29 protein-coding genes and 2 pseudogenes are annotated in these 25,177 nt (G+C 69.8%); 15 read left to right on the top strand and 16 right to left on the bottom strand.

The window, feature by feature from the left end:
- Positions 1-34 precede the first annotated feature (34 nt).
- Entirely contained in the window at positions 35-811 is a 777-nt protein-coding gene (locus tag J7E96_RS12800) for a trans-aconitate 2-methyltransferase (RefSeq protein WP_215130608.1), read from the bottom strand.
- Between the two features lie 87 nt (positions 812-898).
- On the opposite strand from J7E96_RS12800, the gene J7E96_RS12795 reads away from it, so the two are divergent.
- Complete coding sequence (locus tag J7E96_RS12795) at positions 899-1,528, top strand: ABATE domain-containing protein (RefSeq protein WP_215130606.1); 630 nt, start codon at positions 899-901, stop codon at positions 1,526-1,528.
- Here J7E96_RS12795 and sodX read toward each other — a convergent pair.
- A complete protein-coding gene (sodX, locus tag J7E96_RS12790) occupies positions 1,432-1,857 on the bottom strand; it encodes a nickel-type superoxide dismutase maturation protease (RefSeq protein WP_215130603.1) in 426 nt (141 codons plus the stop codon). The genes J7E96_RS12795 and sodX overlap by 97 nt on opposite strands.
- A 144-nt stretch (positions 1,858-2,001) precedes the next feature.
- Between sodX and sodN the strand changes: the two genes are divergently transcribed.
- Positions 2,002-2,397: a superoxide dismutase, Ni gene (sodN, locus tag J7E96_RS12785; RefSeq protein WP_215130601.1), complete on the top strand. Its 396-nt coding sequence runs from the start codon at positions 2,002-2,004 to the stop codon at positions 2,395-2,397.
- A 149-nt stretch (positions 2,398-2,546) separates the two neighbouring features.
- On the top strand, positions 2,547-3,038 hold the full coding sequence (locus J7E96_RS12780; RefSeq protein ID WP_308295918.1) for an NUDIX hydrolase: 492 nt from the start codon (positions 2,547-2,549) through the stop codon (positions 3,036-3,038).
- A gap of 3 nt (positions 3,039-3,041) precedes the next feature.
- Here J7E96_RS12780 and J7E96_RS12775 read toward each other — a convergent pair whose 3' ends face one another.
- Complete coding sequence (locus J7E96_RS12775) at positions 3,042-3,242, bottom strand: hypothetical protein (protein ID WP_251069776.1); 201 nt, start codon at positions 3,240-3,242, stop codon at positions 3,042-3,044.
- Here J7E96_RS12775 and J7E96_RS37270 point away from each other — a divergent pair.
- Positions 3,241-3,552, top strand: a complete 312-nt coding sequence (locus tag J7E96_RS37270; RefSeq protein ID WP_308295922.1) for a DUF6087 family protein — start codon at positions 3,241-3,243, stop codon at positions 3,550-3,552. The genes J7E96_RS12775 and J7E96_RS37270 overlap by 2 nt on opposite strands.
- Here the strand turns inward: J7E96_RS37270 and J7E96_RS37265 are convergent.
- A complete protein-coding gene (locus J7E96_RS37265) occupies positions 3,549-3,749 on the bottom strand; it encodes a DUF6332 family protein (protein ID WP_251069775.1) in 201 nt (66 codons plus the stop codon). The two genes, J7E96_RS37270 and J7E96_RS37265, sit on opposite strands and share 4 nt — an antisense overlap.
- 121 nt (positions 3,750-3,870) lie before the next feature.
- The gene (locus tag J7E96_RS12770; protein ID WP_308295921.1) at positions 3,871-4,713 is read right to left on the bottom strand and encodes an ATP-grasp domain-containing protein; all 843 of its coding nucleotides are present in this window, start codon (positions 4,711-4,713) and stop codon (positions 3,871-3,873) included.
- Between the two features lie 217 nt (positions 4,714-4,930).
- Here J7E96_RS12770 and J7E96_RS12765 point away from each other — a divergent pair, with 217 nt between their 5' ends.
- Positions 4,931-5,596: an HNH endonuclease family protein gene (locus J7E96_RS12765; RefSeq protein WP_215130599.1), complete on the top strand. Its 666-nt coding sequence runs from the start codon at positions 4,931-4,933 to the stop codon at positions 5,594-5,596.
- Positions 5,597-5,607: 11 nt separating this feature from the next.
- On the opposite strand, the gene J7E96_RS12760 is transcribed toward J7E96_RS12765, so the two are convergent.
- From J7E96_RS12760 to J7E96_RS12750, 3 genes and pseudogenes are all read right to left on the bottom strand, one after another.
- On the bottom strand, positions 5,608-6,816 hold the full coding sequence (locus tag J7E96_RS12760; protein ID WP_215130597.1) for a winged helix DNA-binding domain-containing protein: 1,209 nt from the start codon (positions 6,814-6,816) through the stop codon (positions 5,608-5,610).
- An 11-nt stretch (positions 6,817-6,827) separates the two neighbouring features.
- Positions 6,828-7,709, bottom strand: coding sequence for an NAD(P)H-binding protein (locus J7E96_RS12755; RefSeq protein ID WP_215130595.1), 882 nt, complete (start codon positions 7,707-7,709; stop codon positions 6,828-6,830).
- Between the two features lie 68 nt (positions 7,710-7,777).
- Positions 7,778-8,683 (bottom strand): annotated as a pseudogene (locus J7E96_RS12750) (DMT family transporter).
- Positions 8,684-8,759: 76 nt separating this feature from the next.
- On the opposite strand from J7E96_RS12750, the gene J7E96_RS12745 reads away from it, so the two are divergent.
- Positions 8,760-9,362 (top strand): TetR/AcrR family transcriptional regulator, encoded by a 603-nt coding sequence (locus J7E96_RS12745; protein ID WP_374196659.1) that lies wholly within the window; start codon positions 8,760-8,762, stop codon positions 9,360-9,362.
- 15 nt (positions 9,363-9,377) lie between these two features.
- Here the strand turns inward: J7E96_RS12745 and J7E96_RS12740 are convergent, their stop codons facing one another.
- On the bottom strand, positions 9,378-10,340 hold the full coding sequence (locus J7E96_RS12740) for a LysR family transcriptional regulator (protein ID WP_215130593.1): 963 nt from the start codon (positions 10,338-10,340) through the stop codon (positions 9,378-9,380).
- 200 nt (positions 10,341-10,540) lie between these two features.
- On the opposite strand from J7E96_RS12740, the gene snpA reads away from it, so the two are divergent.
- A complete protein-coding gene (gene snpA / locus J7E96_RS12735) occupies positions 10,541-11,179 on the top strand; it encodes a snapalysin (RefSeq protein ID WP_215130647.1) in 639 nt (212 codons plus the stop codon).
- Between the two features lie 86 nt (positions 11,180-11,265).
- Here the strand turns inward: snpA and J7E96_RS12730 are convergent, their stop codons facing one another.
- From J7E96_RS12730 to J7E96_RS12715, 4 genes and pseudogenes are all read right to left on the bottom strand, one after another.
- The gene (locus J7E96_RS12730) at positions 11,266-11,988 is read right to left on the bottom strand and encodes a DUF6304 family protein (protein WP_215130591.1); all 723 of its coding nucleotides are present in this window, start codon (positions 11,986-11,988) and stop codon (positions 11,266-11,268) included.
- Between the two features lie 96 nt (positions 11,989-12,084).
- Positions 12,085-12,699, bottom strand: coding sequence for an N-acetyltransferase (locus J7E96_RS12725; RefSeq protein ID WP_215130589.1), 615 nt, complete (start codon positions 12,697-12,699; stop codon positions 12,085-12,087).
- A 147-nt stretch (positions 12,700-12,846) separates the two neighbouring features.
- Positions 12,847-13,892: pseudogene (locus tag J7E96_RS12720) on the bottom strand (family 2 encapsulin nanocompartment cargo protein polyprenyl transferase).
- Positions 13,893-13,976: 84 nt separating this feature from the next.
- Positions 13,977-15,389 carry a family 2B encapsulin nanocompartment shell protein gene (locus J7E96_RS12715; RefSeq protein ID WP_215130588.1) on the bottom strand — a complete coding sequence of 471 codons (1,413 nt, stop codon included), beginning with the start codon at positions 15,387-15,389 and terminating at the stop codon, positions 13,977-13,979.
- Between the two features lie 251 nt (positions 15,390-15,640).
- Here J7E96_RS12715 and J7E96_RS12710 point away from each other — a divergent pair, with 251 nt between their 5' ends.
- Together J7E96_RS12710 and J7E96_RS12705 are read left to right on the top strand one after the other, a co-directional pair.
- Positions 15,641-16,231, top strand: a complete 591-nt coding sequence (locus J7E96_RS12710; protein WP_215130586.1) for an N-acetylmuramoyl-L-alanine amidase — start codon at positions 15,641-15,643, stop codon at positions 16,229-16,231.
- Positions 16,232-16,253: 22 nt separating this feature from the next.
- Complete coding sequence (locus J7E96_RS12705; RefSeq protein ID WP_215130583.1) at positions 16,254-17,258, top strand: 1-aminocyclopropane-1-carboxylate deaminase/D-cysteine desulfhydrase; 1,005 nt, start codon at positions 16,254-16,256, stop codon at positions 17,256-17,258.
- Here the strand turns inward: J7E96_RS12705 and J7E96_RS12700 are convergent.
- The gene (locus tag J7E96_RS12700; protein ID WP_215130581.1) at positions 17,237-18,835 is read right to left on the bottom strand and encodes a Na+/H+ antiporter; all 1,599 of its coding nucleotides are present in this window, start codon (positions 18,833-18,835) and stop codon (positions 17,237-17,239) included. The genes J7E96_RS12705 and J7E96_RS12700 overlap by 22 nt on opposite strands.
- 47 nt (positions 18,836-18,882) lie before the next feature.
- Between J7E96_RS12700 and J7E96_RS12695 the strand changes: the two genes are divergently transcribed.
- The 3 genes from J7E96_RS12695 to J7E96_RS12685 all read left to right on the top strand — a co-directional run bounded on the left by J7E96_RS12695 (position 18,883) and on the right by J7E96_RS12685 (position 20,815).
- Entirely contained in the window at positions 18,883-19,143 is a 261-nt protein-coding gene (locus J7E96_RS12695; protein ID WP_215130579.1) for a UBP-type zinc finger domain-containing protein, read from the top strand.
- Positions 19,144-19,370: 227 nt separating this feature from the next.
- Positions 19,371-19,784: an anti-sigma regulatory factor gene (locus tag J7E96_RS12690; protein ID WP_214977859.1), complete on the top strand. Its 414-nt coding sequence runs from the start codon at positions 19,371-19,373 to the stop codon at positions 19,782-19,784.
- Entirely contained in the window at positions 19,673-20,815 is a 1,143-nt protein-coding gene (locus J7E96_RS12685) for an RNA polymerase sigma factor SigF (protein ID WP_251069821.1), read from the top strand. Before J7E96_RS12690 ends, J7E96_RS12685 begins: the two co-directional genes overlap by 112 nt.
- Positions 20,816-20,844: 29 nt before the next feature.
- Here the strand turns inward: J7E96_RS12685 and J7E96_RS12680 are convergent, their stop codons facing one another.
- Positions 20,845-21,276: a hypothetical protein gene (locus J7E96_RS12680; RefSeq protein WP_215130575.1), complete on the bottom strand. Its 432-nt coding sequence runs from the start codon at positions 21,274-21,276 to the stop codon at positions 20,845-20,847.
- Between the two features lie 73 nt (positions 21,277-21,349).
- Here J7E96_RS12680 and J7E96_RS12675 point away from each other — a divergent pair, with 73 nt between their 5' ends.
- A complete protein-coding gene (locus J7E96_RS12675) occupies positions 21,350-22,318 on the top strand; it encodes a diacylglycerol kinase family protein (RefSeq protein WP_215130573.1) in 969 nt (322 codons plus the stop codon).
- 318 nt (positions 22,319-22,636) lie between these two features.
- The gene (locus tag J7E96_RS12670) at positions 22,637-22,894 is read left to right on the top strand and encodes a WhiB family transcriptional regulator (protein ID WP_004937597.1); all 258 of its coding nucleotides are present in this window, start codon (positions 22,637-22,639) and stop codon (positions 22,892-22,894) included.
- A 188-nt stretch (positions 22,895-23,082) separates the two neighbouring features.
- On the opposite strand, the gene J7E96_RS12665 is transcribed toward J7E96_RS12670, so the two are convergent.
- On the bottom strand, positions 23,083-24,549 hold the full coding sequence (locus tag J7E96_RS12665) for a sensor histidine kinase (RefSeq protein ID WP_215130645.1): 1,467 nt from the start codon (positions 24,547-24,549) through the stop codon (positions 23,083-23,085).
- A gap of 308 nt (positions 24,550-24,857) precedes the next feature.
- On the opposite strand from J7E96_RS12665, the gene J7E96_RS38145 reads away from it, so the two are divergent.
- Positions 24,858-25,064 carry an SDR family oxidoreductase gene (locus J7E96_RS38145; protein WP_285439444.1) on the top strand — a complete coding sequence of 69 codons (207 nt, stop codon included), beginning with the start codon at positions 24,858-24,860 and terminating at the stop codon, positions 25,062-25,064.
- Positions 25,065-25,177: the final 113 nt, after the last annotated feature.

The raw sequence follows: 25,177 nt of genomic DNA, 5'->3' as shown, positions 1-25,177 counted from the left end.
GGCGGCGCCACTTCTATATTTATCCATTGGTCAACTATTTCAGCGCCAGCACCAGCGCGTCCGAAGGCGAGCGCCACACCGCCCGCGCCTCACCGAACCCGCCGGCCTCGCGCAGCGTCCGCGCGTGCCACTCGGCGCTCGGCGTCTCGCCGTCCGCGTGCTCGCCGTAGATCTCGTACCGCCTGGCGGTCGGCCCGGCGAGTACGGGGTCCTTGGCGGCCAGCGCCCACCAGTCGGCCCAGTCGAGCGCGCCCGCGGCCCTGGCGCGGTCCATGTGGGCGTGCCGGTGGGCGCGTTCGGCCGCGTTGATGCGCGGGGTGCCCTCGTCCTTCATGTGGTCGGCGTTCATGAAGACGCCGTCGGCGCGCACGAGGCCGCCGAGCTGCCCATACAGGGTGGTGAGTGCGTCATTGCGCAGCCAGTGCAGCGCGGTGGCGGTGAGGACGACGTCGTACGACTCGTGGGGGAGCGCACGGGTCCACTGCGGGTCCTTCAGATCGGCCGTGACGAAGGTGACCCGCTCGTCCCCGTCGAAGTACCCCCGCGCGATGGCGAGCAGCGCCGGGTCGAGGTCGACGCCCGTACTGGTGGCCTTCGGGAACCGCTTGAGCAGCCGGTCCGTAATACTTCCCGTACCGCACGCGAGATCCAGCACCCGCGGCTCGGGGCCGACCAGCGCCTCGACCATGTCCAGCATGACCCGGAACCGCTCCTCGCGGTCGGGCATGTACCACTCCTGCTGCCGGTCCCAGCTCTCCTGCCAGGCCGCCCAGTCCGTCCCGGTCGTCGTCCCCATGTCCGTCTCCGCCATCAGAACTCCTCCGCCGCATTCCGTAATACCCTCGAAGCAAAACCAGCTATTACGCAGACTTTAGACCCGCCCCCGTAAGGACTATAAGTGGAACTGGCCTATTACTCTGACTATGCCGTGCGCCTGGTCAACAGCGAGGAGCCGGCCCGCAACAAGGACACCCTCACGTCGGTGGAAGCGGTCAGGTCCCTGTTCGGCATCAACGCGTCGGCTGCCCGCCGTGCCACAGACGCGGACGTCACGCGTTTCCGTTCCGTACGGGCCCGCCTGCGCGCGATCTTCGAGGCGGCGGACGGGGGCGACGAGACCCTCGCCGTCGACCTGCTGAACTCGCTGCTGATGGAGTTCCCGGTCAGCCCGCAGATCTCCGGCCACGAGACACGCAAGGAGGACGGCCGCCCGGACTGGCACATGCACCTGGCCGACCACCCGTCCAACGCCACGGCCGGCTACGCCGCCATCGCCTCGATGGGCCTGGCCTTCCACCTCACCGAGCACGGCGCGGACCGCCTTGGCCTGTGCCAGGCAGCCCCGTGCCGCAACGCCTACCTGGACACGTCCACCAACCGCTCGCGCCGCTACTGCTCCGACCGCTGCGCCACCCGCGCCAACGTCGCCGCCTACCGGGCGCGCAAGCGCCTGGAAACGGAACGGTCGGCGAGCACGGGCCGTACGGCGGAAACCAGCCAGGCCAGCACCACCCCGGCCGAACGCTGACGCCCGGCCCGAATCGGCCGGTACCGCGCCCGAACCCGCCCCAGTACGAGCTCGGCCGGCACCGCCCCGAAGGCCCGGCTGTCCACGACTTCGGCGTCCGGATTGTCACCGAGCACCCACCACCCACCGTCCCCCAGCTCCACCAGCCGCTTGACGATGAGCAGATCCTGCTGCAGGGGATGCCGCAACACAGCCACATCCCCCGCCCGCAGCTCGGCCCCGTAATGCACGAGCAGCTGATCGCGGTGCAGCAGCGTCGGCACCATGGAAAGACCCGTCACCTCGGCGACCCCGAACATCGCTGTCGGCTCGCGCCCTTGATCCACCATCCGGTACCTCCCGGTCCGATCCTCCACCAGTCCCATACTGACCCTGGACTTTTGACCTAAGCCCATGGGGGCACCCGCGAAAACACGTATCTCACGGAGTAATGTCCCACCTGAGAAGACGATCACGAGGAAGGAAGCTCTTACATGCTCTCCCGCCTGTTTGCCCCCAAGGTGAAGGTCAGCGCACACTGCGACCTGCCCTGCGGCGTGTACGACCCGGCCCAGGCCCGTATCGAGGCCGAGTCGGTCAAGGCCGTCCAGGAGAAGATGCAGGCCAACGACGACGCGCACTTCCAGGCGCGCGCCACGGTCATCAAGGAGCAGCGCGCGGAGCTCGCCAAGCACCACGTTTCGGTGCTCTGGAGCGACTACTTCAAGCCCCCGCACTTCGAGAAGTACCCGGAGCTGCACCAGCTCGTCAACGACGCCCTCAAGGCGCTGAGCGCCGCGAAGGCTTCGACGGACCCCGCGTCGGGCCAGAAGGCGCTGGACTACATCGCCCAGATCGACAAGATCTTCTGGGAGACCAAGAAGGCTTGATCGGCGCCTGACGCGGCCATGGGCTGCGCTGCAGGTCAACCGACAAACGGAACGGCCCGGCCATCTGAAATGGCCGGGCCGTTCCGCCTTTCCAGGGTCACGGTTGATGGACCGTCCATGGCGAGCGGCAGATCTACACCAACCCGTGGGTGAACCTGTGGCTCGTGGACGTCCAGCAGCCGGACGGGCGGCGATGGGAGCACCATGTAGTACGGATGCGGCACCTGGCCGTGGCCGCCGTGGTCGACGACCAGAAGCGCGTACTGATGATGTGGCGACACCGGTTCATCACCGACACCTGGGGCTGGGAACTCCCGATGGGCCTCATCGAGGCCGACGAGACCCCCGAACAGGCCGCCGCCCGCGAGGTCGAGGAGGAGACCGGGTGGAGGGTGAAGGGCGTCAAGCCGCTTGTGTACGCCCAGCCCGCGAACGGAATCACCGACTCTGAGCACTTCGTCTTCCGTGCGGACGCGGCTTCGTACGCCGGTCCGCCGACCGAGCTCAACGAGTCCGACCGGATCGAGTGGGTCCCGATCTCCGAGATCCGGGGCATGATCGACCGCCGTGAGGTCGTCAGCAGTGGCAGCCTGGTCGGCCTGCTGTACCTGCTCCTGGATGAGGCGACCAGCGGCGCGTAACGGTCAGCCGAGAGCGTCGCGCATGCGCTGCTCGAAAGCCAGGACCGGAGCCTCGCGGGCGTACGGCAGCATCTGGCGGTGCAGCTCCTGGACGTGGCCACTCACACGTGGGGAGTCGATGGCCGCGGTGAGGTCCACGGCCTGGTGACAGGACCGCGCGTCGCGTAGGGCGGCGTGGGCGAAAGCCTCACGGAGGTGCAGCATCGAGAGATGGAATGGCCACGCCTGGGGGCTGCACACCATCGCGTCGAACCTGGCAGAAGCACAGCGCATCCTCCACCCGGACACTGCGGGCACCACCTCCCCCGTTCCTGGGACGGCGCCCAGCCCTCTCGGCCCAGGACCCGCAAGCACCGCAAGCCCCAAGCGCCACGATCCGACAGGCGCTGACTCTCAGAGCCGCCCGGTTCGTTCCGCCGCCCCCCAAAGCTTCCCGCTCCGAGCCCCTCCGGTCCGCAGCGGTGACGGTGAACTGCGGCAATTGTGGATCAGCTCGTGCTGCGAAGTGAATTAGCGACCTGCTCTGCGCTGCCTGCCGTGCTCACGCAATACATTCACGATGCGCACAATGCCCGCCAGGGCTCCGAGGCATCCGCCCGTAGTGAGAAGGGTTAGCGATACGGAGCGCGGGAGATTCCACATGAGTGCTGGTGTCACGATCGCACCGAAGACGAGGAGCGCCAGGACTCCACCGCTTACTAGCGCGTACATGATCTCGACCGTGGCGGCGTCTTTTTCCCAACGGGACTCCCGTCCTCTGTCCATGTAAGTCGCGCAGCCTTTCTCAGTAGTGATTCCATCTCCAAGAAGGAGGGAAAACCTTGCGGGTAGGTCAGAGCGCAGATCGAAGGGGCTCGGCCGGTGATCCGGCCGGCCTCCTTCGGTTTCGCCGGAACCTCCGGTCCCGCTCGGCCAGTTCCGACCGAGGGGCGGCGGCGCGGAGGACTACGTCCAGGGCTCGGTCGGGGTCGGCGGCGTAGCAGCTGCTGAACCAGGCCATGTTCGCCTCGACCACTGCCCAGGCCTGCGGGGCACCGCCCAGGAGTCCCACGTCGACCACCACCGCGCTGGGGAGCGTACGGGCGCAGGTGGCGAGCAGGTGGTCCGCGAACTCCAGGACCGCGTCCTGGTGGCAGTGTCCCTCCAACGGGGCCGCGTCGAGGCGTCCGAAGGTGGCGTACTGGGAGCCGGCCCGGACCTCGCCGTCCAGGATGTACAGGCGGAACTCCGCTGCCCAGCTCACCACTTCGCTGATCTGCACCGGCAGGTCCGGTGAAAGCTCCGGCCCTGTGGGCAAGGCGCTGCCGTCGGCGTACACATCGGCCGGGAAGCTCTTGTCGCTCGGCGGCTTGATGAACGCGGGGTGCGGCAGGTGCCGCGCCGCGCCCAGGGTCGCCAGGGTGATCTCCCGGCCGGTGAACTCCCTGGGCAGGGTGGACAGCCACTCGTCGGCCGGCTCCAGGAGCGCTACGCCGAGTTCGTCAGCGACACCGGCCGCGAAAACGGGTCCGCCGTAGTAGTGGCCGCCCCGCCGTTGCTGACCCATGGCCCGTGCCTGGCCGGGGAAGGGAAGCACCTCAATGTCCATCCCCCGGCGCCGGGCCGCCGCTGAGAGCAGCTCTCGAGTCGGGCTGTACTGCGGTGCTACCGCCAGGAAATGCCGCTGCGTCACTATCACGACTACATGCTGCCGCCCGCCGTTCGCTCGTGTCTTCGGTTTATCCGGGCAGGAGCAGAGCCTCCACCAGGGCCCTGGGCATGGGATCTGGTGGCCGCGTCGAGGGTTCGGTGCCTCGAATGACCCTTGCGGGTGATCTCCGGTGGCTCTGCGGCGTGTCCGGGTGACAGGTCTCGCTAGTACTGGTCCGTCCGTACGAGATGGAGGGATCCGTATGCGCAAGCTCAGCTTCCTGGTGTCAACACTCCTTTTCGCGACCAAAGTTGTCGTCGGGGCGGCCCCGGGCGCCGGCGCCGCGCCCGGTGACACGGTCACTACGACGGTCGAGAAAGCCATCGAGAATCTGCCCGTCGCCGCCGAGGACAGCGCTGGGTACAACATCAGCAGGTTCAAGCACTGGACCGACCCGGACCAGGACGGTTGCAGCACGAAGGCAGAGGTGCTCATCTCGGAGGCGACCACGCCGCCCGCCGTCGACCGGTGGTGCACCATCACGGGCGGCGCCTGGCACTCGTACTACGACAAGAAGGACCACGACGGCGCCGGGTCCCTCCACGTCGACCACCTGGTGCCGCTGGCCGAGGCGTGGCGCAGCGGTGCTTCGGCGTGGACCGATGAGGAGCGGGAGCGGTACGCGAACGACATGGCCGATCCGAGGGTGCTCGCCGCCGTGAGCGCCACCGAGAAGCGTAAGAAGGGTGACCGGGATCCGGCGCGGTGGGAGCCGTCCGACGACAGTGCGGACTGCCGGTACATCGCCGAGTGGGCGGCGGTGAAGGGGCGTTGGAAGCTGTCGGTGGACGAGACCGAGCTGGCGGCGCTGCAGAACATGGTGGTGGAGTGCCAGACCGAGGAGATCACTTACGAGCTGGCCCTCTGACGCGAGCGTAGTCAGGCTGTCCCGGTCAGCTCCTCCTCCAGCCACGTCTTGCCCCGCGTACGCGCCGTCAGGCGTACGCCCGTCAGCAGCGGGGCAAGGCGCTCGGCCTCCGCGCGAACCGCTGCCTCGGCGTCCCGGCCCACTTCCTCCAGGTAGCGGCAGACGATCTCACCAGTGGCGTCCTGCGCCCAGCCGCCGACGATCCGGCCGTTCCACCACACGGAGGGGCCGATGTTGCCCGCGCGGTCGAAGAGGCGGGAGGCGTGGTCGCCGAGGTACCAGTCGCGTTCGTGCCAGCCCATCGGCGTCGAGTCCAGGGCGGGCAGCAGCGCGGCCCACGGATCGGGGGCCGGCGTCGGATCGAGGTCGTCGGGGAGCAGCAGCCCGGTGCCGCCGCCCTCCAGGTCGGCCTCGACCGTGCCGAGTTCCGCCAGGGCGCGCTTGACCTGCGTCTTGGTCCAGCCCGTCCACCAGCGAAGATCGTCCGCCGTACCGGGACCGAACGTGCGCAGCCAGCGCCTGGCCAGGTCCGTCTCGGCCTCCTGGGTGTCCAGTTCGGCCAGGCCGTCCGGACACCACCGGGTCAGCGGTGACCAGCGGTACTGGTGGGACGTCCACGATCCGCGCGGCCTGCCCCGTACCGCGAGCCCTTCGGCGGCGAGCAGGAGCAGCAGCCGGCTGGCGACCTTCTGACGGCCTTCGTAGGACTTTCCCCGGGACAGTACGATCTCGGTGCTCAGCCGGGGGTCGGCGGCCGCCAGTTCCGCCGCCGTGATCTCGCCACCGGCCTCCAGTGCGTCGAGCGCGGCCCGCTCGGCCCCGGCGAGCCACTCCTCGATGCCGGCCGCGTCGGCGGCGACCCCCGTCTGGGCCAGGAACCCCGCCAGGTTGCGGCGCTCGCGCACGGCCACCGCACGCGAGCACGCCGCCTGGACGACGGGGGCGACGTCGAGCGAGGTGACGAACACCGTGCGGCGCATGCCGAGCAGCCGCAGCAGCGAGCGGTCCTCGTACAGCGCGCGTTCGACGTCCGCGATGCCGCCCGCCCGCATCCGTACCAGCGCGCCCAGATGGACGGACGACGGGTCGGTGCCGTGCAGGGCCACCAGGTCGCGCGCGACCTCGACCGGGTCGTCCGACCTCGCCTCCACGGCCAGCCGGTGCCGCCACGCCAGCCGTGCCCTGCGCTCGGCCGTGTCCACCCGCATCCGCGTCGCCATGGTCACGGACCCTAACGGACCAAGTGGCGGTAGCTGTCCGGGTTTTCGCGGAGGAAGTCGGCGAAGGCGGTCGCCGGGCGGCCGGTGAGGCGGGGCACGGCGTCGGAGACGGTTTCCATCTCGCCTTTCGCGATGGCCTCGTACGACGTCACCCAGCCCTGCACCTCCCACGGCTCGGCGTTGTACCGCTCCCGTGAGGCGTATGCCTCCTCAGGCGTCTCCCGTACGTAGGTGATCTCGCGGCCCGTGGCCCGGCTCAGCTCCTCCGCGATCTCGGCGAACGACAGGGCCTGGGGGCCCGTCAGGTCGTACGTGGCGCCGTCGTGACTGTCGAGGCCCTCAAGCTCGGCGAGGAGTACGGCGGCTGCCGCGTCCGCGATGTCCTCGTGCGCGACGGCCGACACGCGCCCCTCGCCGCCCGGTCCGCGGATCACGCCGTCCTTGCCGGTCATGGCGGGGAGCGCGGCCTGGTAGAAGCTGTCGCGCAGGAAGGTGTGGCGCACGCCGGTGGAACGGATGTACTGCTCGGTGTGCCAGTGGTCGCGCGCGAAGGTGAACGTCGCGTCCGCCGCGGCGCCGAGCAGCGACACGTACACGATCCGCTCGACGCCGGCCGCGTCGGCCGCGTCCACGGCCGTCTTGTGCCGGCGCACCCGGTCGGGGTTCTCGTGTGCGGAGACGAGGAAGAGCGTTCCGGCACCGTCCACGGCGGCGCGCATCGCCTGCGCGTCGCCGTAGGGCGCGGGCGGCGCCTTGACCGCGCCGGGCAGGTCCGGCAGGCGGGCGGGGTCACGGCCGAGGAGGAGCTGGGAGACGCCGGCGCCGGCGAGACGGCGTGCGACCCGTCCACCGATCCGGCCGCTCGCTCCGGTGACGGCGATTGCTGGGGTCATGGAGGGTGTCCTTTGCTGCTGCGTCGTACGTCCCTGTCGGACGGCGGAGGCGACCGCCACCTACAGGGTCAAGGGACCGCGGCCGGGGAGCATTCCTTGGTACGGCCATTGGCACCATCGCTGCGGACGATCGCTACGGCGGCGAGGCAGACCGCCAGACCGGCGGCGGTCTGCGGGCCGAAGGGCTCGCCGAACATCAGGGCGCCCCAGACCGCGGTGACCGGCGCCATCAGGAACATGAGCGTGTTGACCGCGGTCACCCCGGAACGCCGCAGGACGAGTCAGTACAGGCCGTACCCGCCGAAGGTGGCGAGCACCACGAGCCAGCTGATCGCGAGCCAGAACGACGGTTCGGCGGGCGGCAGCGCCGCCCCGGAGGCCGCCGCGAGAGCGGTGAATACGACGGCACTGGTGGCGCAGTGGACGGTCATCGCGACCGAGGGCGCGACCGGTGCACGGGAACGGCCTTCGAGGAACGTCGCCGCCACGAGGGAGAGCATGCCGAGGAACGGAATCGCGTACGCCCACGGAACGACGCCGTCGACGGCCCCCGCGTCGGCCAGCGTGACGGTCGCGACGCCGGCCACGCCCAGGAACAGCCCGAGCCACTGCCGGGCCGAGACGTACTGGTGCAGGAGCGGACCGGCGAGCGCTCCCGCGACGAGCGGCTGGGTGCCGTCGATCAGGGCGGTCGTACCGCTGGAAACGCCGAGCTGGATCGCGTAGTAGACGGTGAGCAGGTAGCCGCTCTGGGAGAGCGCCCCTATCGCCGCCTGGCGGAGCAGGTCGCGAGCCGTCAGCCCGCGCCACGCGGCCCTGGTGAGGGTGGCGGCGACGACGGCCAGGACGAGGGCGAGCGGCAGGAAGCGCCACATCAGGATCGTCACCGCGTCGGCGCTCCCCGCACCGAGCTTCGCGCCGATGAAACCGGAGCTCCAGCACAGTACGAATGCGGCGGAGAGCAGGACGTTCATGAGGGGCCACCCCTCCCATCAGGTATACAGATCGGTCTACCTCCCTACGACTATACAGATCGGTATACTGATGCGCATGAGCAGCAACACCGCGGAGCCCCGCCGCATCACCATGACCCCCGGCGCGCAGCGCGCCCTGGACGCCGCCTCGCGGCTCTTCTACGAACGCGGTATCCATGCCGTGGGGGTCGACCTGATCGCCGCCGAAGCGGGCGTCACGAAGAAGACGCTCTACGACCGCTTCGGCTCCAAGGAACAGATCGTCGTGGAGTACCTGGCCGCCCGCGACGAGCGCTGGCGGGCCTTCCTCGCCGAGCGGCTGAAGTCCGCACGCGAACCCGCTCCACGGATCCTGGCCGTATTCGACGCTTCCCGGGCATGGATGGAGGAGAACAGCTCCAGGGGGTGCAGCATGGTGAACGCCCACGCCGAGATCAGCGATCCGTCCCATCCGGCGTACGCGATCATCACGGGCCAGAAGAAGTGGATGCTCGCGCTCTTCACCGACCTGGCGAGGGGCATCGACGGGCACCGGGGCCGGGGCGGCGCCGCCGAGCTCGGGCGTACGCTCATGCTGCTCCACGAAGGGGCCCTCGTCGCGCACGGCCTCGGCATCTTCAAAGACCCGGTCGCGCATGCCCGCGAGGAGGCGAAGCGCCTCATCGGGACAGGCGCGTAAAGCGCACCCCGTGCGTCACGCCACCGCGCTTCCCGCCAGCAGCGGGCTCTCGTTGCGCAGCAGCCACTGCCGGTATCCGGGTGCCCGCATCGCCGCGTCACGGTACGCCGCCTCCAGATCGGCGTACACCGCTGCCGCCTCAGTGAACCCCGGCCGCGACACCAGCAGCAGCCGTACGGCGAGCGGGTCGCCCCGCAGGGGCCGGATCGCCATGTCGTCGCGCGGCCCGGACGTCGGCTGGCAGGGGGCGACGGCCTCGCCCATCACGATCAGGGACGCGGCGGTGTTGTAATCCCCGCGCAGAACGGGGGGACTGAGGCCGACGGCGGCGAAGACGCGCTGCACGCCGTCCCATTCGCCGTCCACCGCAGGGTCGATCATCCACCGGTCGGTGGCCAGATCGGCCAGCTCGACCACGGACCGGGCCGCCGCCGGATGGTCCCGTGACATCGCGATGAACTGCGGCTCCCGCTGAACGAGTACGCGTTGTCCGAGCCCATCGGGCACCGGCAGCGCGGACCCCTCCACCTCGTGCACGAAGGCGACATCGAGCTGCCCGGCCGCGAGCAGCCGGAGCAACGAACGGGCCGATACGTCGACATGGAGGGAGGTGTCGGTCTCCGGCAGCCGCGTACGGAGCCTGCGCAGCCACCCGCCGATGACGCGGCTGGCGGTCGCTCCGATACGCAGTTGCGGGCCTTCCGCGGAACGGGCCGCGGCCGCTCTCGTGTCGGCCACGAGCGCGCTCATCTGCTCCACGAGCGGACGCGCCCGGCTGAGCACCGAACGCCCCAGCGGCGTCGGCCGACAGCCGGTTCGCTCGCGCGAGAACAGTTCGGCGCCCAGCGAGTTCTCGATGCGGCGGAGCTGGGTGGTCAGCGAGGGCTGACTCATTCCGAGCGTACGGGCGGCCTTGTGCAGGCTGCCCGTGTCGGCGATGGCGCACAACGCACGAAGGTGCCTGACCTCGAGCTCCATGCCCCGACCCTAAGGCGGGTCACGGGGCAGCACCAGACGCCATAGGCGCAGGAATCACCTTGGATTCAGGGCGAGTTGGCCGAGGTGATGCGCTCGCGCTATCGCCGGCTGACATCATCCGCGGCCGGTGCGCGCGCCGGACACTCTCCTTACCCAACCGTTTGACATGAACGGAACGAGTAGGAGCCCCCCACATGACCATGCGACACCCCAGAACGCTTCTCACCACCGCCGTCGGCCTCGGCCTCGCCGCCGCGACCCTCGGCGCCGCACCCGCGACAGCGGCACCTTCCGCCCCGCACAACTCACACATCTCGCATGTCTCGTACGAGAAGTCCAAGGAGAACGCCGCCGCCAACAAGGCCTTCTTCGACGCCGTGAAGAAGTCGGTCGCCGAGAAGCGCGCCGCGAACCCGGGCGCGCAGGCCGTCACCGTCGTCTACTCCGCGGCGAACGCACCGTCCTTCCGCACCCAGATAGCCAGGAGCACCCAGATCTGGAACAGCTCCGTCACCAACGTGAAGCTCCAGGAAGGCTCGAACCCGGACTTCGTCTACCGGGAGGGCAATGACCCCCGCGGCTCGTACGCCAGCACCGACGGCCACGGCAGCGGCTACATCTTCCTCGACTACCGCCAGAACCAGCAGTACAACTCGACCCGCGTCACCTCGCACGAGACCGGCCACGTGCTGGGCCTGCCCGACCACTACTCGGGCCCGTGCAGTGAGCTGATGTCCGGCGGCGGCCCCGGCACCTCCTGCCAGAACGCCACCCCGGACCAGCGGGAACGCAGCCGCGTCAACCAGCTCTGGCAGAACGGCTTCGCACCGGCCTCCTGACCCCGCTCCTCAATCGCCGGAGGGGCCTCCATAGGAGCCCGTCCGGCGATTGAGGACTCGCCCGCAGGGCGTCCGGGGGAGGCCGGCTAGCCCACCGCCTTCGCGGCCACCGGCTCCGCCGGCTCCTCCCGTGCATACGGAAACGCGCCGCGGTAGCCCGTCCCCGGCCCCTCCCCCGGCCGGCGCTCGAAATCCGCGCACGCCCACGTCTCCTGCACGAAACCGGACCGCGCGTCCCACAGCCCAAGCAGCGCACCCTTGCCCTCGGCCGCCCGGTACTCGTCCTTCGCACCCCGGAAGCAGGCAAGATTCCCGAACAGCCCGCCACCCGCCGGGTGGTAGTCGGAGAAGGCACACGAGATGCAGGCCCGCAGATACGCACCGGCCGGCAGCCGCCGCTGAATCACCGTCAGCGCGTGCTCGAAGTCGTGCTCCGCCCGCTCCGACTCGTACGCCGCCCCGTCGAAGTGCAGCGTCAGCGCGAGGTGTTCGCGATCGATCGCGCCCCCTGCGAGCGGCTTCCCCAGCGCGAGCAGGCAGCTCAGAGTGGCCCGGTGCACCCGCCCGTCGGCGTACACCGGCATCGGAATGTCCCACTCAAGTACGCAGTCGCACAGTGATCCGCCCGACAGTGCGAACCCCTCGCCCTCGGACGGCAGCCCGGCCACCGGTTCGAGCGCGTCGAAGCTGTCGCCCTCGAAGTCGACTCCCCTGATGCGGGTGCGCAGCCGCTGCCCGTCCGCCGTGATGGTGACGGCGACGGAACCCTCGCGGTCGCGGTACCAGCCGGCCCATGGCTCTCCTGTCATGGGCCGGACTTTAGCCCGTTCGGGCGCATGCCCCGAACAGCCCCTCGGTCACCGCTTCTTGCTGTATGACATCGGGCGCACTGGTCGAGAAGGCGGTCAGCCGTTCGCTGCCGCCGGCATGAGACTCGGCTCGCGCCACATGGGCCACATGTGGGGACCGTCGGGCAGGTCGACCGTACGGCCGGTGAAAGCGAACCCGAGCCGCTCGTACAGCTTGCTGCTGCGCTCGCTGCTCGCCTCCAGGTACGCCGGTACGCCGTCGCGGTCGCAGCGGTCGAGGACCGGCTGGATCAGCGCCGTGCCGAGGCCCTGGCTCTGGCGGTCCGGGGAGACGGCTATGAGCAGCAGATACTCATGAGCCCGGTCGTGCGGATGCGCCTCGCCCGTCAAGCGGCCGACGAGTTCCGCGCGTTCGTTGTCGGGATCGGCGGTCTCCCTCATCCGTGCGGGCGTGTCGTCCTCCTCCTCCGGCAGCCCGGCCGGCACCTGGAGCCAGAGGGCCGTGGCCGATCCGTCCTCGGTTACGTCGACCCGCCCCTCGCTCAGGGCCACGTCGAGGAAGACGCCGAGGAATGTGCCGTGCACGCGGCTGCGGTGCGCGCGGTCGGGGAAGACCCAGCTGCTCACCGGGTCGTCCATGAAGGCCGCGTCCAGCAGCCGTACGAGCGCCTCGCGGTCGCTCTCCCCCGCCTGTCGTATCTCCACACCCACGGTTTCCGGCCTCTTCCCTCAGGATCATGTCAGGTCTGTCAGCTCTGCCATACGAACTGACTTGACCGATCCTAGAGTTGGCGCCCGCGAGGGCGGCGGGCGCCCAGGGGTTGCCCCCGGACGCCCGCCGTCATCAGCTCCCCCCGGTCAGCGTGTTCTGCGGGTGACGAACTCGGCGAGCGAGAGCAGGTCCCCCGCGGCCCCCAGGTCGGGTACCGCCCGCGACAGATGGTGCACGGCCCGGGCCATCCGGTCCGCCGCGTGCCCCTGCGCCCAGTCTCTGCCGCCCGCCCGGTCGACGGCGTCGGCCGCGCGGCACACGGCGGCCCCGTCGAGCGGTCCCGCGTACAGGCCGGCGAGCTCGGCCGCGGCCTCGGTGTCCGAGTTCAGCGCCGCCACCACCGGGAGGGACTTCTTGTGGGCGGCCAGGTCGGCGCCCGCCGGTTTGCCGGTGTGGGAAGGGTCGCCCCAGATCCCGATCAGGTCGTCGATGAGCTGGAAGGCCAGGCCGGCCTCCCTCCCGAAGGCGTCCATGGCCGCGACCTCCTCCTCGTCCGCGCCCGCGTAGAGCGCGCCGAGCGCGCACGCGCACCCGAGCAGGGCTCCGGTCTTGGCCTCGGCCATGGTCAGGCACTCGTCCAGCGACACCTCCCGCGGCCCCCGCCGCTCGAATTCACAGTCGGCCTGCTGTCCCGCGCACAGCTCGATGATGCAGGCGGCGAGCCGCGCCGACGCCCGGGCCGCCGCCGGGTGCGGATCCTCGGCGAGCAGCCGCAGCGCGAGGGCGCACATCGCGTCCCCGGCGACGATCGCGTCCGGTACGCCGAAGACCGCCCAGGCGGTGGGCCGGTTCCTGCGGGTCGCATCCTCGTCGATGACGTCGTCGTGGAGCAGGGTGAAATTGTGCGCGAGTTCCACGGCGGCCGCCGCCCGTACGGCCAGGCCCGGGTCCCCGCCGAGCGCCTGGGTGGCGGCCAGGACGAGGGCGGGCCTGATCGCCTTGCCGGCCTGCCCCCCCCGGCCGGGGTGCCGTCGGCCTGTTCCCAGCCGAAGTGGTACATCGCGATCCGGCGTATGGACCCCGGCAGGCTCTCCACGCCCGTGCGTAATTGAGGGGTGACGACGCTGCGGGTCCGTTCGAGGAGGTCCGCCGCCTCGTGTCCCTCGGTGGCGGCCGCTTCCGCTCTGGTCATGGTCACGGTCACTTCCTCCAGGATCGTGCTTGCACAGTGCCCTCCGGCGTGAGGGACGGACCCGCCTGGCGAATACCCGGCAGCTCAGCCCCACCTGCCGATCTCGACGTTCTCCAGGACACCGAGCGCGTCCGGCACCAGCACCGCCGCCGAGTAGTACGCCGTGACCAGGTACCGGATGATCGCCTGCTCGTCGATGCCCATGAAGCGCACCGACAGGCTCGGCTCGATCTCGTCCGGGATACCGCTCTGATGGAGCCCGACGACGCCCTGCTCGGCCTCGCCCGTACGCATGCAGATGATCGAGGTCGTACGGGCGTCGCTCACCGGGATCTTGTTGCACGGGAAGATGGGGACACCACGCCAGGTGGGCACCCGGTTGCCGCCGATCTCGATGCTCTCCGGGTTCAGACCGCGCTTGTTGCACTCGCGGCCGAAAGCGGCGATGGCACGCGGGTGGGCCAGGAAGAGCTTGGAGCCGCGCCGCCGCGACAGCAGCTCGTCCATGTCGTCCGGGCTCGGCACGCCGTCGTGCGGCTGGATGCGCTGCCCGTAGTCGCAGTTGTTGAGAAGCCCGAACTCACGGTGATTGATGAGCTCGTCCTCCTGGCGCTCGCGCAGCGCCTCGACGGTGAGCCGCAACTGCTGCTCGGTCTGGTTCATGGGCTGGTTGTAGAGGTCCGCGACCCGGCTGTGGACCTTCAGCACGGTCTGCGCGACGCTCAGTTCGTACTCGCGCGGCGCCGCGTCGTAGTCGACGTACGAGTGCGGGACGACGGCTTCGCCGACGTGGCCCGCTGACAGGTCGATGGCCGCCTCGCCGTATTTGTTGGTGCGCTGGCGGGGCAGCGACCGTACCCGCGTGAGGTGGTCGCGCAGCGACTCCGCCCGGTCGGCGAGCGTCAGCACGTCCTGCCGCGACAGGGTCAGTACGGTGCACGCGGTCTGCGCGCGGGCCGTGTACCCCCAGGTGCCGTTCTCCTCGACGAGGGCCTGGTCGCCGAGGTACGCCCCGTCGGCGAGGACGCCGAGCACCGCCTCGTCGTCGTACGGGCCGTCGCCGACCTTCTCGATCCGGCCGTGCGCCAGTAGAAAGACCGTTTCAGCAGCGTCGCCGGCGGTTGCCAGCACTTCACCGGCCGCGTACTCTCGCTGTGCGCAGCGCTGCGCCAGCTCGCTGAGGACCGCCTCGTCGTCGAAGGTGCGCAGCGCGGGCAGTTCGCACAGCTCGCCCGGGATGACCTGGACGCGGTCCCCGGTCTGTACGAACGTCACTCGCCCGTCGCCCACGGCGTAACTCAGTCGGCGGTTCACCCGGTACGTACCGCCCTGGACCTGGACCCACGGCAGCATCCGCAGCAGCCACCGTGAGGTGATCTCCTGCATCTGCGGTGCGGACTTGGTGGTGGTCGCCAAGTTCCGCGCGGCGGCCGTACCGAGACTCTGCTGCGGTTGTGCCTGCTCTTCGCGGATCCCGGAACCTGCCTCGACCGACATCTGACTCCCTCTCGATCATGTGCTGCCTTGCGTCAAAGACCCTTTCAGGCAGAGGAGTCGGGGCGCCATTACACAAAAGAGTGTGACTAGATCACCGGTGGGTGGGGCATGTCGCACGGGCGCAAGGCCACGGGCCGGCGCGGAAGATGACCGGATCGGCTCGCACGGGGCCCGAACAGGTAGTCGGGGCAGCGGAGTTCGGGTACAAGCAGCGGTACGAGATGGTGCGCGACTCACCTAAGGAGGCGGTCATGGCCTCACCCATGTCCGCGAGCAGATTCCTCGACGTACTGAGAGACGAGGGCATCAAGGTCGTCCAGGTCGGCGACTGGCGTACGCACAACCGCAATCACAAGGGGCCTTGGGGCCCAGTGCACGGCGTGATGATTCACCACACCGTCACCTCCGGCACCTCCAAAACCGTCCGTATCTGCCGCGACGGCTATCCGGGACTCCCCGGTCCGCTCTGCCACGGCGTGATCGCCAAGAGCGGCTCCATCCACCTGGTCGGGTACGGCCGCGCCAACCACGCGGGGCTGGGTGACGACGACGTACTGCGCGCCGTCATCGCCGAGAGGGCGCTGCCGCGCGACAACGAATCCAACACCGACGGAAACCGGCACTTCTACGGCTTCGAGTGCGAGAACCTCGGCAACGGCGAGGACCCGTGGCCCGAGGTGCAGCTCGAAGCGATCGAGCGGGCGGCGGCGGCGGTCTGCCGGCACCACGGGTGGAACGCGCGTTCCGTGATCGGCCACCTCGAATGGCAGCCGGGCAAGATAGACCCCCGCGGCTTCTCGATGAACGCGATGCGTGGGCGCATCCAGGAGCGTCTGAATTGACGCCTGCGCCGACAATGGGTGCATGACCCACGAAGCGCTCGACCTCTCCCGCCTGCGGCCGCGGCTGCCGTCGCCGCTGTGGCAGGCCGAGGACGAGCGCTTCACACGTCGCGGCGTACGGCTGCTGCTCAAGCGCGACGATCTGATCCACCCGGACCTGCCGGGCAACAAATGGCGCAAGCTGGAGCTGAATCTGCGGGTGGCGGCGGGGCGGACGGTGCTGACGTTCGGTGGCGCGTACTCGAACCATCTGCGGGCGACGGCCGCGGCCGGCCGGCTGCTGGGCTTCCCGACCATCGGCGTCGTACGGGGCGACGAGCTGGCCGGGCGGCCCCTGAATCCCTCGCTCGCCCGTTGCGTGGCGGACGGCATGCGGCTGCACTTCGTGGACCGGGCGACGTATCGGGCGAAGGCGGAGCCGGAGGTGCTGGCGGAGCTGGTATCGGCCGCTGCGCGGAGCCTTTTCCCCGACCCGCCCCTTCCCGAACCGGAGCTCCGCCCCAGACCCCGCTCCTCAAACGCCGGAGGGGCTGATTTTTCAGCCCCTCCAGGGGATCCCTACGTCGTTCCCGAGGGTGGGAGTAACACTCTCGCCGTGCAGGGGTGCATCCAACTCGGGCGGGAGCTGCGCGGCCTCGCCGACGTCATCGGGGTCGCCTGCGGGACCGGCGGGACCGTCGCCGGGCTCGCGGCGGGGCTGGGGCCGGGGCAGCGCGTCATCGGGTTTCCGGTGCTGAAGGGCGGCTTCCTCGGCGAGGAGATACGCACGCTCCAGGGCGCGGCCTTCGGCAGCCCCGTCGGCGACTGGACCCTGGACGACCGCTTCCACTGCGGCGGTTACGCCCGTACCACCCCGGAACTCGAAGCGTTCGCCGCGGACTTCGAGGACCGGCACGGGCTGCCCGTGGAGCGGCTCTACGTCGCCAAGATGCTGTACGGGCTGACCACCCTCACCACCGAGGGCGCGTTCGCGCCCGGCACCACCGTCGCGGCCGTCATCACGGGTCAGCCGGACTCCGCCCGGTAGGCCGCCGCCTCCTCCAGGTCCAGCCTGCGCATCAGGCTGCGCAGCATCTCGTCGTCGATGCGCCTCTGGTCCCGCAGTTCCACGAAGACCGACCGTTCCGCGGCGATCATCTCCCCCGCGAGCCGCCGGTACGTGTCGTCCGCCGATTCCCCGGTCTCCTCGTTCACCGCACCCAGCCGTTCCCACACGGCGTTGCGGCGCCTCTCCAGAACGGTCCGAAGCCGGTCCGCGAGCGGCGTCGGCAGTGCGTTGCGGGGATCGGCCAGCAGCTCCTCCAGCCGCGCCTGTGCGGCCGACGAAGCCTCGCTCTGCGCCTGCGCCTCGGCGAGCGTCTCGGCGTACACATCACGCTTGGGCAGCTTCAGCAGGCGGATGAGCGGCGCGAGAGTGAGCCCCTGGACGACCAGCGTGGTGATCACAGTCGTAAAGGTGAGGAAGAGGACCAGGTTCCGCGCGGGGAACGGTTCGCCGTGTTCCACGGTCAGCGGGATCGAGAACGCGATGGCAAGGGAGACGACACCGCGCATGCCGGCCCACCCGACGATCACGGGTGAGGTCCAGTTGACGCCCGGCTCGCGTTCGCGGATGCGCCGCGACAGGATCCGCGGCAGATACGTCGCCGGGAAGACCCACACGAAGCGCACCACCACGACCGCGACGAACAGAGCGGCGGCGTACCAGAGGGCCCGACCGCCCCCATAGGGACCGAGTCCGCGCAGGACGTACGGCAACTGGAGCCCGATCAGCGCGAACACGACCGATTCGAGGATGAAGGACACCATCTTCCATACGGCGTGTTCCTGGATCCGGGTCGCGAAGTCCACCTGCCAGGAGCGATGTCCCAGGTAGAGGGCTACGACCACGACCGCGAGCACTCCGGAGGCGTGTACGTGCTCGGCCGCGGCGTACGCCACGAAGGGGATGAGGAGGGAGAGGGTGTTCTGCAGGAGTGGCTCTCTCAGGTGCGTACGCAGCCAGTGCAGCGGCACCATCAGCAGCAGTCCGACTCCCACCCCGCCGACCGCCGCGACCGCGAACTCCGCGATGCCGCCGACCCAGCCGATGCTCTCGCCGGCCGCGGCCGCCAGCGCGACCTTGAAGGCGGTGATGGCGGTGGCGTCGTTCACGAGGGACTCGCCCTGGAGGATCGCGGTGATACGCGGGGGCAGTCCGACGCGACGGGCGGTGGCGGTCGCGGCCACCGCGTCGGGCGGCGCGATGACCGCACCGAGGACCAGCGCGGAAGTGAGAGTGAGCCCGGGAACGACCAGATACGCGAAGTAGCCGACGATCACGGTCGCGAACAGCACATAGCCGACCGAGAGGAAGGCGACGGGTCTGATGTTCGCCCGCAGATCGAGGTACGAGCTGTCCACGGCGGCCGTATACAGGAGCGGCGGCAGCAGCAGCGGCAGCACGATGTCCGGGCTCAGGGTGTAGTCCGGCACGCCCGGGATGTACGTCGCCGCGAGCCCCGCGGCGACCAGCAGCAATGGCGCCGGTACGGGCGTCCTTCGGGCCGCGCCGGCGACCACCGCACTGCCCGCGATCAGGACCAGCAGCGGCAATGCGTCCATCGGTTCCGGCCCCGCCCGTTCGGCTCGTACGTCGTAACCTGGCCATCATGTACGAGTGCCCCCACGTCGCCGAGCTGCCGCACCCCGAGCCGGGCCCGCTGAGCGACACCTGCCCGGAGTGCCTGGCGGTCGGCAGCGATCCCGTACAGCTGCGGCTGTGTCTGGGATGCGGGCACGTGGGGTGCTGCGACTCGTCGCCGCACCGGCACGCGTCCGCGCACTCCAGGGAAGAGGCCCATCCGGTGGTGCGCAGCTTCGAGCCGGGCGAGAACTGGCGTTGGTGCTATGTGGACGGTTCGATCGTCTGACGCGTGGGTACGTCAACCCGGCGCCGGTAGTTTCCAATTGGACGCCGCAGACCCCTAGCCACTGTGCGTACTCATATGCTTACCATGAGTGACAGTCCCGGGTGGGGCCCGGGCGACAGGGCAGAATGGATCGCGATAGCGTCACCGGCGAACGACGTACCGCGTGGCTCCGGGGGGATGCTCCCTCCCGGTCCCCCGAAAGAGCTTGTGCCACCTTGGAGGTGAGGGTGTCCCAGATCGCAGGCGAGCCCGGGACCCAGGACTTCGTGGAAGTCCGGCTGCCCGCTGCAGGTGCCTACCTGTCCGTGCTGCGTACGGCCACGGCCGGACTCGCGGCGCGCTTGGACTTCACCCTCGACGAGATCGAGGATCTGCGCATCGCAGTCGACGAGGCCTGCGCGATCCTGCTCCAGCAGGCCGTGCCCGGTTCCGTCCTCAGCTGTGTCTTCCGGCTCGTCGAAGATGCACTCGACGTCACGGTCTCGGCCCCCACCACCGACGGACGCGCACCGGAGCGCGACACCTTCGCCTGGACGGTGCTCTCGGCACTCGCGGGCAAGGTCGACTCCACGGTCGCCGAGGACCGTACGGTCACCATCAGCCTGTACAAACAGCGCGGCGCGGGACCCGGGCCGGCGTGAGGAACGGGGACGGGCCGGTGCGTAACGAGGAGCTCAGCCCACAGACGCCCTCGGGAGGGCGCGCGGTCCCGGCCGAGCCGGCGACGCCCGCCCCCTCGGGCATCCCGGAGCAGCAGGCCCGACCCCACCCGGTCGATGAACCTGTCGACGGGCCGGCGGAGGTGGGGGGCCTGGTAGGCACGGCGGAGGCGGCGGCGGAGCAGGCAGAGCGGGCGGGCCATATGAGCGAGCACGGGCAGCACTCCATGGAGCACGCGGAGCACGGACGCCACGATCCGCGCGACCGCAGTCATGCGCGCTCGATGTTCATCGAGCTGCGCAAGCTGCCGGACGGATCGGCCGAGAAGGCGGAGCTGCGCAACCGGCTGGTGCGCATGCACCTGCCGCTGGTCGAGCACCTGGCGCGCCGCTTCCGCAACCGTGGCGAGCCGCTCGACGACCTCACCCAGGTCGCCACGATCGGTCTCATCAAGTCGGTGGACCGGTTCGACCCGGAGCGCGGCGTCGAGTTCTCGACGTACGCCACCCCGACGGTCGTCGGTGAGATCAAGCGGCACTTCCGCGACAAAGGGTGGGCGGTCCGGGTGCCCCGGCGCCTCCAGGAGCTGCGGCTGTCGCTGACGACGGCCACCGCCGAGCTTTCCCAGCAGCACGGCCGGTCCCCGACCGTGCACGAGCTGGCGGAGCGCCTGGCCATCTCGGAGGAAGAGGTCCTGGAGGGCCTGGAGTCCGCCAACGCGTACAGCACGCTGTCGCTGGACGTGCCGGACACCGACGACGAGTCGCCGGCGGTCGCGGACACGCTCGGCTCCGAGGACGAGGCGCTGGAGGGCGTGGAGTACCGGGAGTCGCTGAAGCCGCTCCTGGAAGACCTTCCGCCGCGCGAGAAGCGGATCCTGCTGCTGCGCTTCTTCGGGAACATGACGCAGTCGCAGATCGCGCAGGAGGTCGGCATCTCCCAGATGCACGTCTCGCGGCTGCTGGCGCGCACGCTGGCTCAGCTCCGCGAAAAGCTTCTGGTCGAGGAGTAGCCCCTACGCTCCGTACTGTCCCTGCGGCGTTACGCGTCGCGGGGACCGCGGATGCCCAGCGCCCGGTTCGTCTCGGGGTTGACCAGCAGGACCAGCGCCGTCACCGCCACCGCCGCGAGCGCGATGCCGGCCGGGATCAGCAGCGAGCCCTCGGAGTTCAGGAGGGTCCAGGCCACCGGCAGCGCCATGATCTGCGTGATGATCGCGGGCCCGCGGCTCCACGCGCGGCGCTTGAGCAGCCCGCGCGCGGCCAGCAGCGGCAGCAGCGCCAGGGCGATCAGGGTCACGCCGCCCATCTCCGCCTGCTCGGGCTTGTCGGGGCTGCCGAGCAGCCCCATGACGAGCATGTACGCGCCACCTGCGACCAGGGCCAGGCCCTCCAGCGCGGCGAGCCCGGCGGCGGTGGTCAGCCGGCTGGGGCGGGGGCCGGCGGCGGATTCGGGAGTCTGCTCATTGCTCACCCCTGCAGCGTAACGGCCTGCCTCCGCGGACCAGGTCTGGGCCGCGTACTCCCTACTGGGTAGTCTGGCGCTCATGCGTGCACTCCTCGTGGTCAATCCGGCAGCTACCACCACCAGCGCACGCACCCGCGATGTCCTGATTCATGCGCTCGCCAGCGAGATGAAGCTGGAGGTCGTGATCACCGAGTACCGCGGTCACGCCCGCGACCTGGGCCGGCGGGCCGCGGAGAGCGACGACATAGAGCTCGTCGTGGCGCTCGGCGGCGACGGGACCGTGAACGAGGTCGTCAACGGTCTCCTGCACGAGGGCCCGGATCCGGACAGGCTTCCGCGCCTCGCCGTCGTGCCGGGCGGCTCCACGAACGTCTTCGCGCGCGCGCTGGGCATCCCGAACGACGCGGTCGAGGCGACCGGCGCCATCCTGGACGCGCTGCGCACCCGCAGTGAGCGCACCGTCGGTCTCGGCCTGGCGGCGGGTACCCCGGGCACGGAGGACGAATCAGTTCCGGCCCGCTGGTTCACGTTCTGCGCGGGATTCGGCTTCGACGCCGGAGTGATCGGAAGAGTCGAACAGCACCGGGAGCGCGGAAAGCGTTCGACGCACGCCCTTTACGTGCGCCAGGTGGTACGCCAATTCCTGACCGAACCGCACCGCCGCCAGGGATTGATCACCTTGGAGCGCCCCGGTCACGACCCGGTCGAAGATCTTGTGCTGTCCATAGTCTGCAACACGTCCCCCTGGACCTACCTGGGCAATCGTCCGATGTACGCGTCCCCCGAGGCCTCTTTCGACAAGGCCCTGGACGTGCTGGGGCTGAGTAAGTTGTCCACCCCCGCCGTAGCCCGTTACGCGACCCAGTTGCTGACCTCGACGCCCGAGCGCGGGCCGCGCGGTAAACATGCGGTGACATTGCACGACCTGACCGACTTCACCTTGCATTCGAAGGCCCCGCTCCCCTTCCAGATGGACGGTGACCACCTAGGACTGCGTACGAGCGTGACGTTCACAGGCGTTCGCCGTGCACTGCGTGTGATTGTGTGAGCGGAACGCGCAAAAGTCCTTTAACTCGAACGTACGGGCTGGGTTACACCCCATAGAAGTACGGCTGTGACCTACCCGACACCGAGGAATCAAAAAAAACTTTCCGGAAGGGGTTGTATCCGGTGCCGAGGTTTGCGAATCTCTACATGGCGATCGGGACGGCCCGCAACACCAGCCTCCGCTGAAAGCCAGAACCCCTCCTCATACACAGGACCCACACCAGGCGACTGGCAGTCGGCCCTTCACTTGCGGGGGGATTCGTGAAAGCGTTCACATTCACAAGCAACGTGCTTGTAATACCAAGGAGAGGTAGCAGCCATGGACTGGCGTCACAACGCCGTTTGTCGTGAGGAAGACCCGGAGCTGTTCTTCCCCATCGGCAACACCGGTCCTGCGCTGCTGCAGATCGAGGAAGCCAAGGCCGTCTGCCGCCGCTGCCCCGTCATGGAGCAGTGCCTGCAGTGGGCGCTCGAGTCCGGCCAGGACTCCGGCGTCTGGGGTGGCCTCAGCGAGGACGAGCGCCGCGCGATGAAGCGCCGCGCCGCCCGCAACCGGGCGCGAAACGCGACCGCCTGAACCACCACCCCGCACGAGCCTGAGCTTGGCGGCGCGTACAGCGTGTACGCACCACCCGCCCCCGAGCCGCAGCGCGCAGTACCCCCGATGCGCATAGCAACGTGAGCTTTGAGCCCCGGACCGTACCCTCGGTCCGGGGCTCGCCGCTTTTCCCGGCCCGGTGCGGCGTTAGTTGTCGTTACTCGGCGTTACTTGTCGGCGCGTACGGGAACGTCGAGAACGACCCGGGTGCCGCCCTCGGGACCGGGGACCATGTCGAAGGTCCCGCCCAACTCGCCTTCCACCAGCGTCCGTACGATCTGCAGTCCCAGATTGCCGGTGCGCTTCGGGTCGAATCCCTCGGGCAGTCCGCGGCCGTCGTCCTGGACGGTGATCAGCAGCCGGGCGTCCTTGCGGTCGCCGCCGCGCACGGCGGCCACCTCGACCGAGCCGTGATCCCCCGGCGCGAAAGCGTGCTCCAGTGCGTTCTGCATCACTTCGGTGAGGACCATCGCCAGCGGCGTCGCGACCTCGGCGTCGAGTATGCCGAAGCGGCCCGTACGGCGGCAGTTGACCTTGCCCGGCGAAATCTCGGCGACCATCGCGATCACGCGGTCGGCGATCTCGTCGAACTCCACACGCTCGTCGAGGTTCTGCGAGAGCGTCTCGTGGACGATCGCGATCGACCCGACCCGGCGCACCGCCTCGTTGAGCGCCTCGCGGCCCTGCTCCGAATCCATCCGGCGGGCCTGGAGGCGCAACAGCGCCGCCACCGTCTGGAGGTTGTTCTTCACCCGGTGGTGGATTTCCCGGATGGTCGCGTCCTTGGTGATCAACTCCCGCTCGCGGCGGCGCAGTTCCGTGACGTCCCGGCACAGTACGAGCGAGCCGATCCGGGTGCCCTTCGGCTTCAGCGGGATCGCGCGCAGCTGGATGACCCCGCTGTTTCCCTCCACCTCGGTCTCGCGCGGGGCGTAGCCGCTGGCCAGTTTGACCAGGGCTTCGTCCACCGGGCCGCGGGACGGGGCGAGTTCAGCGGTGGCCTGGCCGAGGTGGTGGCCGACGAGGTCGGAGGCGAGGCCGAGCCGGTGGTACGCGGAGAGGGCGTTCGGCGACGCGTACTGGACGATGCCGTCCGCGTCGAGCCGGATCAGCCCGTCGCCGGCGCGCGGCGAGGCATCCATGTCGACCTGCTGGGCGGGGAAGGGGAAGGACCCGGCGGCGATCATCTGGGCCAGGTCCGAGGCGCTCTGGAGGTACGTCAGCTCCAGGCGGCTGGGCGTGCGTACGGTCAGCAGGTTCGTATTGCGGGCGATCACCCCCAGGACGCGGCCTTCGCGGCGTACGGGAATCGACTCGACCCGGACCGGGACCTCCTCCCGCCATTCCGGGTCGCCCTCGCGCACGATCCGGCCCTCGTCGAGGGCGGCGTCGAGGAGGGGGCGGCGGCCGCGCGGGACGAGGTGGCCGACCATGTCGTCCTGGTAGGAGGTGGGGCCGGTGTTCGGCCGCATCTGCGCGACGGAGACATAGCGCGTCCCGTCGAGCGTGGGGACCCACAGGACGAGGTCGGCGAAGGAGAGATCGGAGAGCAGCTGCCACTCCGAGACCAGCAGGTGAAGCCACTCGAGGTCGGTTTCACTCAGAGCGGTGTGCTGGCGGACGAGGTCGTTCATGGAGGGCACATGTGCGAGCGTACCCGCGCTCTGTGACAACCCCATGGCCGCGGCGCCTGGGAGGGACCCTCAGCCCTCCTGGCACCGCAGCCCGGAGCTGCTCCGGCCGTGCGCGGGTGTGCGGTCCCGCGCGGCCGTCAGAGGCCACGACGCAGTCAGGGCAGAGAGCGCCGGTGCCTCGTTCCACCCTCCTGTGCGGGGAGGGAGGAGTCTTTACCTGTTCATTGTGGACTAGACCATTACCTTGTGTCTATGGCCGTACCCAGTCAGATTAACGCTCGGTTGCCGCCACGGCCGACCAGGCACGCATGGCATGCCCGGCGACCGCCTCCAGCTCCTCCCTCGTCGCGCCGTCGCGCGCCTGCTGCGACATCGAGGCGTGGGCCGGGGCGTCGACGCCGGGCCGGGTCGGGGAGCCCTCCGACATCGCGGACGTCGTGGCGTTCCTGGCCTCCGACGACGCCCGCTGGATCACGGGCCAGTGGCTGGACACGACGGGCGGCTCACTGGCCTGAGAGTGAGGAGAGGGGAGGAGGGGCCGGTAAGCAAAAGGTGACGATCGGCGGGGCTCGGCCGACCATGGAAATACGGGCATCCGCTTGACGAAGACCACCGGGCACACGGCCCA

Origin of the sequence: Streptomyces sp. ISL-96 (genome assembly GCF_018614035.1) — a bacterium.
Lineage (GTDB): Bacteria > Actinomycetota > Actinomycetes > Streptomycetales > Streptomycetaceae > Streptomyces.
This window is presented reverse-complemented; position numbering and strand designations above follow the sequence as displayed.

Bases quoted from the DNA above. Each gene is read 5' to 3' on its own strand.
- snpA (WP_215130647.1), top strand. From the start codon at position 10,541: ATGCGACACCCCAGAACGCTTCTCACCACCGCCGTCGGCCTCGGCCTC.
- J7E96_RS12765 (WP_215130599.1), top strand. From the start codon at position 4,931: ATGCGCAAGCTCAGCTTCCTGGTGTCAACACTCCTTTTCGCGACCAAA.
- J7E96_RS12695 (WP_215130579.1), top strand. From the start codon at position 18,883: ATGTACGAGTGCCCCCACGTCGCCGAGCTGCCGCACCCCGAGCCGGGC.
- J7E96_RS12745 (WP_374196659.1), top strand. From the start codon at position 8,760: ATGAGCAGCAACACCGCGGAGCCCCGCCGCATCACCATGACCCCCGGC.
- J7E96_RS12730 (WP_215130591.1), bottom strand. From the start codon at position 11,988: ATGACAGGAGAGCCATGGGCCGGCTGGTACCGCGACCGCGAGGGTTCC.
- J7E96_RS37265 (WP_251069775.1), bottom strand. From the start codon at position 3,749: ATGTACGCGCTAGTAAGCGGTGGAGTCCTGGCGCTCCTCGTCTTCGGT.
- J7E96_RS12740 (WP_215130593.1), bottom strand. From the start codon at position 10,340: ATGGAGCTCGAGGTCAGGCACCTTCGTGCGTTGTGCGCCATCGCCGAC.
- J7E96_RS38145 (WP_285439444.1), top strand. From the start codon at position 24,858: ATGGCATGCCCGGCGACCGCCTCCAGCTCCTCCCTCGTCGCGCCGTCG.
- J7E96_RS12755 (WP_215130595.1), bottom strand. From the start codon at position 7,709: ATGACCCCAGCAATCGCCGTCACCGGAGCGAGCGGCCGGATCGGTGGA.
- J7E96_RS12700 (WP_215130581.1), bottom strand. From the start codon at position 18,835: ATGGACGCATTGCCGCTGCTGGTCCTGATCGCGGGCAGTGCGGTGGTC.
- J7E96_RS12710 (WP_215130586.1), top strand. From the start codon at position 15,641: ATGGCCTCACCCATGTCCGCGAGCAGATTCCTCGACGTACTGAGAGAC.
- sodX (WP_215130603.1), bottom strand. From the start codon at position 1,857: ATGGTGGATCAAGGGCGCGAGCCGACAGCGATGTTCGGGGTCGCCGAG.
- J7E96_RS12800 (WP_215130608.1), bottom strand. From the start codon at position 811: ATGGCGGAGACGGACATGGGGACGACGACCGGGACGGACTGGGCGGCC.
- sodN (WP_215130601.1), top strand. From the start codon at position 2,002: ATGCTCTCCCGCCTGTTTGCCCCCAAGGTGAAGGTCAGCGCACACTGC.
- J7E96_RS12775 (WP_251069776.1), bottom strand. From the start codon at position 3,242: ATGCTGCACCTCCGTGAGGCTTTCGCCCACGCCGCCCTACGCGACGCG.
- J7E96_RS12715 (WP_215130588.1), bottom strand. From the start codon at position 15,389: ATGTCGGTCGAGGCAGGTTCCGGGATCCGCGAAGAGCAGGCACAACCG.
- J7E96_RS12665 (WP_215130645.1), bottom strand. From the start codon at position 24,549: ATGAACGACCTCGTCCGCCAGCACACCGCTCTGAGTGAAACCGACCTC.
- J7E96_RS12675 (WP_215130573.1), top strand. From the start codon at position 21,350: ATGCGTGCACTCCTCGTGGTCAATCCGGCAGCTACCACCACCAGCGCA.
- J7E96_RS12760 (WP_215130597.1), bottom strand. From the start codon at position 6,816: ATGGCGACGCGGATGCGGGTGGACACGGCCGAGCGCAGGGCACGGCTG.
- J7E96_RS12670 (WP_004937597.1), top strand. From the start codon at position 22,637: ATGGACTGGCGTCACAACGCCGTTTGTCGTGAGGAAGACCCGGAGCTG.
- J7E96_RS12705 (WP_215130583.1), top strand. From the start codon at position 16,254: ATGACCCACGAAGCGCTCGACCTCTCCCGCCTGCGGCCGCGGCTGCCG.